The sequence below is a fragment of the Propionicimonas sp. genome, assembly GCF_034927565.1.
GTDB lineage: Bacteria > Actinomycetota > Actinomycetes > Propionibacteriales > Propionibacteriaceae > Propionicimonas.
In genome coordinates, this window is sequence record NZ_JAYFPT010000123.1 from 1 (window position 1) to 10997 (window position 10997).

Genomic DNA, 10997 nt, shown 5'->3' on the forward strand with positions numbered 1-10997 from the left:
TGTTGTTGGCCACCCAGGTGCCGCGGCGGGCGAGCCGGTCGACACCGTTCGGCTGGTAGCCGACCCTGCGGCTCACCCCGTTCGACGCCGGGTTGTCGGCGAACGCGCCGGAGGTGAGTTGCTCGAAGCCGAGGTGGTCGAAGCAGAGCGCGCCGAGCGCCTGCCGCATCCGGGTGCCGATGCCCCTGCCGTGGTGCTGCAGCCCCAGCCAGGAGCCAGTCTCGCCACTGCGGGTGGCCAGGAAGTCCTCGGTGGCCACGCCCTGCACGCCGACGACCTGCCCTTCGTACTCAACCGCGAGTTCCAGCGCCCAGCGCTCCCGGCTCCAGCCGGAGCGCAGGCTCCAGTGGAACCGGGCGAAGTTCGCCGGCAGTTCGTCCGCCGGAACATCGGTCCACGGCCGGTAGAACGGGTCGTCACCAGGAGCGTGGACGCCACCCAGCGCCACTTCAATCAAGGCCGGCAGCACGTCGTCGGTGATCGGACGCAGCACGACCGGGCCCGCTTCGACGCGCAGGCCGAATGGCGGGAAGGCGTCCACAAGGTCCATGGGTGTCTCCTTGGTGTCACAGCGAGCGCACAATCCGGTTCCAGAACGGGCGCCGAGGGGGATATTCCCTCCGGCAGCGTTTTCGAACCGGATTCTGCGAGGGGAGAGGAGGGGAGGAGGGGAGGAGGGGAGGAGGAGGCTACTTCGCCAGACCGTACAACCGGTCTCCGGCGTCGCCCAGGCCGGGGACGATGTAGCCCACGTCGTTCAGCTTCTCGTCCACGGCCGCGACCACCAGCGTGCAGGGGATGCCGAGTGGCTCGACGATCTCCCGGACGTGATCGATGCCGGTCGGGGCGGCGAGCAGACAGATGCAGGTGATGTGGTCGGCGCCGCGGTCCACCAGGAACTGCACGCAACCGCCCAGCGAGCCGCCGGTCGCCAGCATCGGGTCGAGGACGTAGCACTGCCGTCCGGACAGATCCTCCGGCAGCCGCTCGGCGTAGGTGAACGGCTGCAGGGTCTCCTCATCGCGCACCATGCCGACGAAACCCACCTCGGCGGTCGGCATCACCCGCAGGAAGCCCTCCAGCATCCCCAGCCCGGCGCGCAGGATCGGTACCACCAGCGGGGTCGGCTTGCTGAGCTGGACACCTGTGGTGGTGGTGATCGGGGTGGTGACCTCGCACGGATCGATGCGCACTTGACGGGTGGCCTCGTAGGACAGCAGGGTCATCAGTTCCTCGACCAGTTGGCGGAAGGTCGGGTTGGCGGTGTGCACGTCCCGCAGCAGGGTCACCTTGTGGGCAACCAGCGGGTGATCGATAGCGAGGAGTTCCACGACCACAACTCTCCCACACGACACCCGCCTGCACCGACGTGTGGTTCCGGTGGACCGGCTGGGTCCTGCTGTCCTTGCGAATCGCCTGATGGGGGTGCCTGAGCGGTCGATCTCTGTCACGATGGAGACCTCAAGGTTAGGAGCGGGGTGTGAGCGGGAGCACGGGTGACTTCGAGCTGGAGTTGCCGAATCTCGGTGACGACCGGGCAGGGCTGGAGGAGTTGGATGACGACCTCGAACTCGACGGCCCCGACGACGATGACGAGGACGACGCCGACGAGTCCGACGACGATTTCGACGATTATCCCGAGGATGCCGCCGAGGAGGACATCGACCTGATCCTGGCGCTCTACCGCGAGGAGGGGCAGCCGGTGGTGGTCGGCCTCGACCTTGAGCTGGCCAACGACCTGGACGCCTTGATGACCCAGCTGCGGCGGATTCCCGGTGACGCCGGCGCCCTGGCCATGGTGTCGCTGGCCACCGAGGTGTTCGTCCTGGTGCGGGTGCGCGGCAAGAAGGTGCAGGTCTTCCTGTCCGATGCCGGAGCCGCTGCGGACTGGCCGATCGCCCGCGACGTCGTCGATTACCTGGGCATCGACTCCCCCGACGAGGACGAGGACACCTTCCCCGCAGGCGACCTGGACATCCTGGTTGACGCCGGGCTGCCCGATTTCGAGTTGGAGGCACTGGCCTCGGAGTACGACGAGGACTCCGCCGGTCTGCTCGAGCAGATCGCGAAGAAGATCAAGTTCGGCCCCGAGTTCTCCCGGACCGTCTCACGCTCCTTCGACTGACGGCCACATCAATGTCACGGTCCGGATCGGCCATGCTGTGCGTCCCCCTCGTCCCAGCGCGCGCAGGGCGAGCGACGACGAGTCGCGCGCGCAGCGTCGCGGGACGGGGTGCGCGGTGAACCGGTGGGAACCCGCGATGTGGCAGGCGCTGGACGAGGCCCGGGCCGCAGCCGACCACGGCGACGTCCCGATCGGTGCAGTGGTTCTGGACCGGAACGGCGGGCTGATCGCCGGGGCCGGCAACGAACGCGAACTGCTGAAGGATCCCACCGCGCACGCGGAGGTGCTGGCGCTGCGCCGGGCGGCGGAGGAGTTGCGTACCTGGCGGCTCGAGGACTGCACGCTGGTGGTCACCCTCGAGCCGTGCACGATGTGCGCGGGCGCGTTGGTGCTGGCCCGCGTCCGGCGGCTGGTGTTCGGTGCCTTCGACCCCAAGGCGGGCGCGGTTTCATCGTTGTGGGACGTCGTCCGTGACCCGCGGCTGAACCATCGGTCCGAGGTGGTCAGCGGTGTTCTGGAGTCCGAGTGTGCTGCGATCCTGCAGGAGTTCTTCGCGGCGCAGCGCTCCTGACGCTGCCTCGTCCCTTGGCAGTTGCCGCGGGCCGCACTCTGCCTGCCGTGCTCGACTTTGCACGTGTCACAGCGTCGGCAGAGTCAAGGTGACCAGCAGAGTGGAACATCCCGTCCGGTGGTTCGTTGGGTGCAGTCGCTCGCCGGATGGCGGGTGGCCGGCAGGCGTCCGCTGATTCGCTCCCCCGGGCGTGGGGCGGTTACACTCTCCCGCGGTGGCGTGTCTGAGCGGCCGAAAGAGCTCGCCTCGAAAGCGAGTGTGGGGCAACCCACCGAGGGTTCAAATCCCTCCGCCACCGCGTTGTGACCGGGGCTCGGGCCGATCAGGCCGGGGCCCCGTCGCTTTTCCCGTCCGGACCGCGGCCGAGGAGCGTTCGGCCGGCTGGCAGCGTGGCCCTGGAGCCGGCCGAAGTCGCTTTTCCCGTCCGGGACCGCGGCCGAGGAGCGGCGCGGTGGTCGCACACGGGACCGTGGCTGGGACGGCAGAATCGCAGCTGGAGCACGCGCGGCCAGGCCGGGGGCGCAGCCAATCCACCGTCCACCCCCGACGTTCGTTCACCCCGGCGGACAACCCTGAACGAAATTGCACGACAGAACCTTTCTCCTTGTCGGGTGGACACGGCAGCATTGAGAGTGCCTGCCCCAGTCCGGTCTCGAAGGAGAGCTCAGTGAAGAAACTCATCAATGACCCTGCCAATGTCGTCGCCGAGACCCTGAAGGGTTTTGCCGCCGCCCACGCCGATCTGGTCACCGTCTACACCGACCCTGACTACGTGGTCCGCGCTGACGCCCCGGTTCAGGGGAAGGTCGGTCTGGTCTCCGGCGGTGGCTCCGGCCACGAGCCGTTGCACGCCGGCTACGTCGGCCTGGGCATGCTGGACGCCGCCGTGCCGGGCGCCGTCTTCACCTCACCGACCCCCGATCCGATCCTGGAGGCCACCAAGAAGGTGGACGGCGGCAAGGGCGTGCTGCACATCGTGAAGAACTACACCGGTGACGTGCTCAACTTCGAGACCGCCGCCGAACTCGCCGAGATGGAGGACATCACCGTCAAGGCAGTCGTGGTCAACGACGACGTCGCAGTGGAGGACTCCACCTGGACCGCCGGACGCCGCGGCGTCGCCGGCACCGTCCTGGTGGAGAAGATCGCCGGTGCCGCCGCCGAGCGCGGCGACGATCTGGACGGCGTCCTGGCCATCGCCGAGCGGGTGAACGCCAAGGTTCGCTCGATGGGCGTGGCACTGACCGCCTGCACCGTCCCGCACGTCGGCAAGCCGTCCTTCGACCTGCCCGACGACGAGATCGAGATCGGCATCGGCATCCACGGCGAACCCGGACGCGAGCGGATCAAGCTGGCGCCTGCCGACGAGATCACCGACCGGTTGGTGGACGCGATCCTCGCTGACCGCACCTGGTCGGGCAAGGTGCTGCTGTTCGTCAACGGCATGGGTGGTACGCCGGAGGCCGAACTGTACATCGTCTACGCGCACGCCCGTGCTCGTCTGGAGGCCGCCGGCCTGGAGGTCAGCCGTTCGCTGGTCGGCAACTACATCACCTCGCTGGAGATGCAGGGCTGCTCGATCACCGTCCTCGAACTCGATGACGAACTGACCGAGCTCTACGACGCGCCCGTCCACACTGTCGCGTTGCGCCGCGGCGTGTGAGGATGTGCGTGTGAGCGACACACTGTCGACTGCTTGGGCGCTGGCGTGGATACGCGGCGCCCAAGCCGTCATTGCTGAGAATCGAATGCTGCTGATCGAGCTCGACCGCGAGATCGGCGATGCTGACCACGGCGCCAACATGGACAAGGGCTTCACCGCTGTGGTGGCGAAGCTCGAGGGGGGTGCGGACAGCGTCCAGGACGTCCTGAAGGTCGTCGCACAGACCCTGATGTCCACCGTCGGTGGGGCTGCCGGCCCGCTGTACGGCACCGCCTTCCTACGCGCCTCCAAGGCGCTCGGGGATGCCACCGAGGTCGACGCGGACGGCGTGGCCGCCCTGATCGGCGGCGCGCTGGAGGGCATCGTCGCGCGGGGCAAGGCGACCACTGGCGAGAAGACCATGGTCGATGCCTGGACGCCCGCACTGGAGGCAGCCAAGGCCTCCGCTGCGGCTGGTCAGAGCCCTGCCGAGGCTCTCGCCGCGGCAGCCAAGGCCGCACTGGAGGGCGCCGAGGCGACCATCCCGATGAAGGCGACCAAGGGCCGGGCCTCCTACCTCGGCGACCGGTCGATCGGTCACCAGGATCCGGGCGCCACCTCGACTGCCTACATCCTCGCCGCCGCGGCCGAGGCCGCAGGGATCGCATGAGCGTCGCGCTGGTGATCGTCTCCCACTCGGAGAAGCTCGCCGAGGGAGTCGTCGAGCTGACCGCCCAGATGGCCCGGGACGTGGCGCTGAGAGCTGCTGCCGGGACCGACGACGGCCGGATCGGCACCTCCTTCGACAAGGTGAACGACGCCGTGACCGAGTTGCGCGCAGCCGGTCACGACGTCGTGATCCTGACCGACCTCGGCTCGGCGACCATGACGGTGGAGGCGGTCCTCGACTTCCTCGACGACGAGGAGAAGAAGCACGTCGTCTTTGCCAACGGACCGCTCGTCGAGGGTGCCGTGGCTGCCGGAGTGACCGCTCAGGTCGGCGGCGACCTCGCCGCCGTGGCCCAGTCCGCGCTGGCCCGGGAGCTGTTCGCCTGAGCCAGGTGGGGACGACGGTCCCTCAGTCAGGCGCTCTCCAGTACCCGGAGGTCAGTCCGGCGGAACCGTCCACCGTCAAGCCGGGGTCCGCGACTCGGGGATGGTAACTGACCGGGTTCAGCTACCGATAAACTCCGGGTGCAAGGAGGCACGGTGGAACTGGACCAGGTATTGCTGCTTGGTTCGGTCGTCCTGCTCGCCTCGATCCTCGCGACCCGGCTGGGGGCGCGATTCGGGCTCCCGTCCCTGCTGCTGTTCCTCGGGCTGGGTGTGCTCGTCGGCGAGTTCGGGCTGCACATCAACGACGCCGACCTGGCCCATTCGCTCGGTTTCGCGGCCCTGGTGCTGATCCTGGCCGAAGGCGGTTTCACCACCAAGTGGCAGGAGATTCGCGGCGCACTGCCGATGGCCATTCTGCTCGCCACCGTCGGGGTGGGGGTCTCGGTGGCGGCGGTGGCGGCGTTCGCCTTCTTCGTGCTGGGCTTCGACCTGCCCTCTGCGGTGCTGCTGGGCGCGATCACCTCGCCCACCGACGCCGCAGCGATCTTCGCCGTGATGCGGCGGGTGCCGTTGCCACCCCGGCTGCGCGCGATCATCGAGGCCGAGTCCGGGTTCAACGACGCACCGATCGTCCTGCTGGTGGCGACCGCCACCTCGCTGTCCCTGGGCAACGGCACCGAGTCCGGCCCGCTGGCCATGGGCGGGCTGATCCTGCTCGAGTTGGCCGGTGGCGTCGCTCTGGGTGCGGTGATGGGCTGGGTGGGCGTCCAGGTGCTGCGTGCGATCAAACTGCCCGCGTCCGGTCTCTACGTGCTGGCCGCGATGGGCTGGACGGTGCTCGCCTACGGCCTGGGCTCGACGATTCACCTGTCGGGATTCGCGGCGGTCTATGTCGTGGCGATGGTGCTCGGCAACGGGGAACTCCCGTACCGGCACGCCACCCGCTCGTTCGCCGAGGGCGTCGGCTGGATCGCCCAGATCGGCCTGTTCGTCATGCTGGGCATGCTCACCGACATCTTCACGATCACGCTGTGGGAGGTGGTCGCCGGCATCATGGTCGGCGCCTTCCTCACCTTCGTGGCCAGACCGCTGTCGGTGGTGATCTGCGTGTCCTGGTTCAAGCTCCCCTGGCGGGAACAGGCGTTCATCTCCTGGGCGGGGTTGCGCGGGGCGGTGCCGATCATCATGGCGACGGTGCCGCTGGCCGCCGGGTCGCCGCATGCCCTGGAGGTGTTCAACCTGGTGTTCTCCTTCGTCGTGGTGTTCACCGTGCTGCAGTCGCCCACCCTGCCCTGGGTTGCCCGGGCGCTGAAGGTCTCCAGCGGCGATGACGCCACCGACATCGACATCGAGTTCGCCCCGCTGGACACCATCAGGGCCGACATGATGCAGGTGCACGTGCCCGAGGGATCGCACCTGAACGGGGTCACCATCCGCGAACTGCGGCTGCCGAAGAACTCGGTGGTGTCGCTGATCGTCCGGGCCGATGAGCCGTTCGCCCCGACCATGGACGATCCGATCAAGATCGGGGACGACCTGCTGATCGTCACCCAGGCCGCCGACCGGCGCCGGGTCGAGCACCGGTTCATCGCGATCTCGCGGGGCGGCCGGCTGGCCCGCTGGACGCGAGACTGAGGAAAGCCAGCCAGCGGCACTGAACCTGCGCGGTGTTGCCAGTGGTTCCGCGAGCCGGCAGAGACGTCGCGGCCGGGGACGCTACCCCTTCTTCTTCGGGGACGGCGTGGGCGTCGGCAGCGGAGTCGGAACCTTGGTGTCGGCCGGCAGGCAGACCTTGTCGTCCACCTTCACCGAGCGGACCTTCGGATCGGTGACCCGGACGGTGTCGTTGCCGACCAGGACGTCGACCACATGGTCGACCCGGCCGTCCCCGCGGGCGGTGGCGTCCTCGAAGAAGTTCATCAGCAGCTGCACCTCGGGATCATCGGCGGAACTGCCGACGATCACCGTGTTGGTGATCCGCTCCTCGGTGTTGTTCACCTTGATGACGGTGAACCCGAAGGCGCGCAGGTTGAGCGCTGTGTTGCGGGCCAGTCCGCCCTGGGTGCCACCGTTGAGCACCCGCGCGGTCACCCAGCGCGGCGTGAGTTCCTTACCGACGTCGAACATCGTGCAGGGTGTCGGCGGACGCGGCGGAATCGGCTCGGTGGCCTTGTCATAGCCCCATTTTGCGCCGTAGCCGATGATGCAGAGCAGCAGGATCAAGGTCACCGGCGTACGCACCAGCCGGAAGATCTTGCGCGCTGAATCCACTCGTCACTCCTGGATCGGTTCGGGCGATCTGTGCCAGCCTACTTGAGTTCCAGAACTCGGGCATGCATCGTCTGGCGCTGCTGCAGCGCCGCCCGCAGCGCGCGGTGCAGGCCGTCCTCGAGATAGAGGTCGCCCTGCCAGGACACGACGTGGGCGAACAGGTCGCCGTAGAAGGTCGAGTCGTCCTCCAGCAACTGCTCGAGGTCGAGGGTGCGTTTGGTGGTCACCAGTTCATCCAGCCGCACCTGCTGGGGAGCGATCACCGCCCACTGCCGCTGGGTGTACCCGTGCTCGGGGTACGGCCGGGACTCGCCGACGCGCTTGAAGATCACCCCGCCAGCATAGGCGCCCGGCACGGTGCAGGTGGAGTGCCCCGGCCCGAACCCATGGCAAGCCGCGGCACCGTCCGGCTGTCACGGTGGGAGCGTCCGCTGCGGGCGGGCGCGGCCGTCCGCAGCGGCCTGTGCTCGGCGCCGGCCGGGTGGGCCTGCGTCACCCCGCGAAAGCGCGGATCTCCGGCTGTCGGGGTGGGGTTCCCGGCTGGCGGGAACGACAGCGGAGGCTCGGCGCGGTGACCGGCGGTTCGCTAGCGGCCGGTGCCCGCGTAGACCACAGCCTGCTCGTCGGAGTCCAGCCCGAAGGCGGTGTGAGCGGCCCGGACGGCGGTGTCGACGTGCTCGGAGCGGACCACCACCGAGATCCGGATCTCGGAGGTGGAGATCATCTCGATGTTCACCCCGGCCTCGGCCAGCGCGTGGAAGAAGCGTGCGGTGACGCCAGGGTGGGAGCGCATCCCGACCCCGACCACCGACACCTTGCCGATGGCGTCGTTGTAGGCGACGTCGGTGAAGCCGATCCGGTCCTGGGCCGCACGCAGCGCCCCGATCGCCTTGGCGCCGTCGTTCTGCGGCAGCGTGAAGGAGATGTCGGTGCGGCCGTCCACTTCCCGCGAGACGTTCTGCACAATCATGTCGATGTTGATGTCGGCCCCGGCCAGGGTGGTGAAGATCTGGGCGGCCTCGCCGACCTCGTCGGGCACGCCGACGACGGTGATCTTCGCCTCGCTGCGGTCGTGTGCCACACCCGAGATCAGGGGTTCTTCCATGCCGGTCTCCTTGTACTTGATGTCCTTCACCCAGGTGCCCGCCCGCTCCGAGAAGGACGACCGCACATGGACCGGGACGTTCTCGCGGCGGGCGTACTCCACACACCGCAGATGCAGGATCTTGGCACCGTTGGCGGCCAGTTCCATCATCTCGTCATAGCTGATCTCGGGGATCTGCCGGGCACCGGGGACGATCCGCGGGTCGGCGGTGAACACCCCGTCCACGTCGGTGTAGATCTCGCAGTACTCCGCGCCCAGGGCGCCGGCCAGCGCGACCGCCGTGGTGTCGGACGCGCCGCGGCCCAGGGTGGTGACGTCCTTGGTGGTCTGCGAGACCCCCTGGAAGCCGGCGACGATCACCACGTCGCCCTCGTCCAGTGCCGACTCGATCCGGCCGGGGGTGATGTCGATGATGCGGGCGTTGCCGTGGGTGCCGGTGGTGATCACCCCGGCCTGCGACCCGGTGTACGAGCGGGCGTTCGCGCCGAGGTCGTTGATCGCCATCGCCAGCAGGGCGGCGGACATCCGCTCGCCGGCGGTGAGCAGCATGTCGAGTTCGCGGGGACGGGGGCTGGGCGAGACCCGCTGGGCGAGGTCCATCAGTTCGTCGGTGGTGTCGCCCATGGCGGAGATCACCACGACCACCTGGTTGCCCCTGGCCTGGGTGGCGACGATCCGCCGCGCCACCCGCTTGATGCTCTCGGCATCCGCGACCGACGAGCCGCCGAACTTCTGTACCACGCGCACGTGCTGCCTCCTGGATCGCTGCGAGCCGGGCTCGCGAGCCGTGCCAACTGTAGTGGAACGCCCGCGGCGCTCATCGCGTGGTTCACCGCACTCCCGGTTCTCCGGCGGGGACCTGCGGACCGGGGCTCACCCGGCCGGGGGAGGGGTCGCTCAGGGGCAGTTCAGGGCTGTGGCTGGGGATTTCAGGGTCACCGCCCAGGCTGGCAGCAACACCCCGACCTACCATGGACGACGTGACCAATCAGTCCTGGCCTTCCGAGGAACAGCAGCAGTGGACGCAGCCGCCGTTCGCCACCGCGCCTGCGTCCCCCTCGGCCACGGGGTCCGATCCCTATCGCGGTGCCGCCGACCCGTACCAGCAACCGCAGGCCGGGCAGGCCTCCTGGAACCCGCCGGACGCAGTCAGTGGCGCGGTGCTGGTTCCCGGCCAGCCGCCCTATCGGGCGGCCGTGAGCCAGCGCAGCCCGGCCGAGCAGACCGTGCGCACGGTAGCCCGCCTCATCTGGCCGGTCATGATCGTCCTGGCGATCTTCGGCTACCTGCCGTGGTTCCCGGCGATCGTCATCGCGATCGTGGCCGGCTCGGCTCTGGAGGGCGTCGCGCACGACCAGAAGCGCCGCCGGATCAACCGCACCCAACAGACCCGGCGTCCTCCCGAGGACGACCTGCGCTGACCTGTTCGCTCGGCCGCTCCGCCGACCCGGCTAGCGCGGTTCAGCTGGCTCACGGAGGGACCGGGGGCCCCGAGTGACCATCCGGCCGGGCCGCCGCGGTGCTCAGTCCATGATCTCCGGCTCGACCAGTATCGGACGGCGGCGGGCCGAGCGCAGGCTGTCGACGGTCAGTGTGATCAGAGCCACCCAGACCAGGCCGAAGCCGATCCACCGTGGCAGCGGCATCACCTCGTGGTTCACCCACACGCCGAAGGCGAACTGGATGGTCGGGGTGAGGTACTGGATCAGTCCCATCATGCTGAGCGGAATCCGTCCGGAAGCCTCGGCGAACAACAGCAGCGGGATCGCGGTGACGATGCCGGCGCTGGCCAGCAGCGTGGTGTGCAGTGGGCCGTGGCCGACGAAGGTGCCGTTCCCGGTGGCCTGCAGCCAGACCAGGTAGATCAACGCGATCGGGGCCAGCGCGCTGGTCTCGACGGTGAGGCCGACCAGCGGCGACACCTTGCCGCCCACCCGGTTCTTGACCAGGCCGTAGAGCCCGAAGGAGACGGCCAGCGCCAGCGCCACCCAGGGGATCTGTCCGTAGCCGACGGCGATCACGATCACCGCTGCCGCGCCGACCCCGACCGCCACCCACTGGGCCGGCCGGAGCTTCTCGTGCAGCACGAGCACCGCCAGCGTCACGGTGAACAGCGGGTTGATGAAGTAGCCCAGGGCGGTGTCGACGATGTGGTCGTTCACCACTCCCCAGACATAGACCAGCCAGTTGATCGTCACCAGGACGCCGGCCCCCATCAGCCCGGCCA

At 68.9% G+C, this 10997-nt stretch carries 13 protein-coding genes and 1 tRNA gene; 8 read left to right on the forward strand and 6 right to left on the reverse strand.

The features are described 5' to 3' along the window. Positions 1-550 (reverse strand): GNAT family protein (locus VB080_RS15835; protein WP_323419413.1); only part of this gene is annotated, 550 nt, incomplete at its 3' end. A gap of 139 nt (positions 551-689) precedes the next feature. Further along, positions 690-1316 carry a uracil phosphoribosyltransferase gene (gene upp, locus VB080_RS15840; RefSeq protein WP_323419424.1) on the reverse strand — a complete coding sequence of 209 codons (627 nt, stop codon included), beginning with the start codon at positions 1314-1316 and terminating at the stop codon, positions 690-692. Between the two features lie 164 nt (positions 1317-1480). Here upp and VB080_RS15845 point away from each other — a divergent pair, with 164 nt between their 5' ends. The 7 genes from VB080_RS15845 to VB080_RS15875 all read left to right on the forward strand — a co-directional run bounded on the left by VB080_RS15845 (position 1481) and on the right by VB080_RS15875 (position 7029). Next, entirely contained in the window at positions 1481-2125 is a 645-nt protein-coding gene (locus VB080_RS15845; protein ID WP_323419414.1) for a tRNA adenosine deaminase-associated protein, read from the forward strand. 136 nt (positions 2126-2261) lie between these two features. Then, positions 2262-2696 carry a tRNA adenosine(34) deaminase TadA gene (tadA, locus tag VB080_RS15850; protein WP_323419425.1) on the forward strand — a complete coding sequence of 145 codons (435 nt, stop codon included), beginning with the start codon at positions 2262-2264 and terminating at the stop codon, positions 2694-2696. Positions 2697-2909: 213 nt separating this feature from the next. Next, positions 2910-2994, forward strand: a tRNA-Ser gene (locus VB080_RS15855). 369 nt (positions 2995-3363) lie between these two features. Continuing rightward, entirely contained in the window at positions 3364-4359 is a 996-nt protein-coding gene (gene dhaK / locus VB080_RS15860; RefSeq protein ID WP_323419415.1) for a dihydroxyacetone kinase subunit DhaK, read from the forward strand. A 4-nt stretch (positions 4360-4363) separates the two neighbouring features. After that, on the forward strand, positions 4364-5008 hold the full coding sequence (dhaL, locus tag VB080_RS15865; protein WP_416339649.1) for a dihydroxyacetone kinase subunit DhaL: 645 nt from the start codon (positions 4364-4366) through the stop codon (positions 5006-5008). Continuing rightward, positions 5005-5394, forward strand: coding sequence for a dihydroxyacetone kinase phosphoryl donor subunit DhaM (dhaM, locus tag VB080_RS15870; protein ID WP_323419417.1), 390 nt, complete (start codon positions 5005-5007; stop codon positions 5392-5394). Before dhaL ends, dhaM begins: the two co-directional genes overlap by 4 nt. A gap of 153 nt (positions 5395-5547) precedes the next feature. Then, on the forward strand, positions 5548-7029 hold the full coding sequence (locus tag VB080_RS15875; protein WP_323419418.1) for a potassium/proton antiporter: 1482 nt from the start codon (positions 5548-5550) through the stop codon (positions 7027-7029). Between the two features lie 81 nt (positions 7030-7110). On the opposite strand, the gene VB080_RS15880 is transcribed toward VB080_RS15875, so the two are convergent. The 3 genes from VB080_RS15880 to VB080_RS15890 all read right to left on the reverse strand — a co-directional run bounded on the left by VB080_RS15880 (position 7111) and on the right by VB080_RS15890 (position 9517). Next, a complete protein-coding gene (locus VB080_RS15880) occupies positions 7111-7665 on the reverse strand; it encodes a LytR C-terminal domain-containing protein (protein WP_323419419.1) in 555 nt (184 codons plus the stop codon). A gap of 38 nt (positions 7666-7703) precedes the next feature. Then, on the reverse strand, positions 7704-7997 hold the full coding sequence (locus VB080_RS15885; RefSeq protein ID WP_323419420.1) for a type II toxin-antitoxin system VapB family antitoxin: 294 nt from the start codon (positions 7995-7997) through the stop codon (positions 7704-7706). Between the two features lie 254 nt (positions 7998-8251). Beyond that, positions 8252-9517, reverse strand: coding sequence for an aspartate kinase (locus VB080_RS15890; RefSeq protein ID WP_323419421.1), 1266 nt, complete (start codon positions 9515-9517; stop codon positions 8252-8254). Positions 9518-9750: 233 nt separating this feature from the next. Between VB080_RS15890 and VB080_RS15895 the strand changes: the two genes are divergently transcribed. Next, positions 9751-10191, forward strand: a complete 441-nt coding sequence (locus tag VB080_RS15895) for a hypothetical protein (RefSeq protein ID WP_323419422.1) — start codon at positions 9751-9753, stop codon at positions 10189-10191. Positions 10192-10293: 102 nt separating this feature from the next. Here VB080_RS15895 and rarD read toward each other — a convergent pair. Continuing rightward, positions 10294-10997: EamA family transporter RarD (gene rarD / locus VB080_RS15900; RefSeq protein ID WP_323419423.1), on the reverse strand; the 704-nt coding region annotated here is incomplete at its 5' end.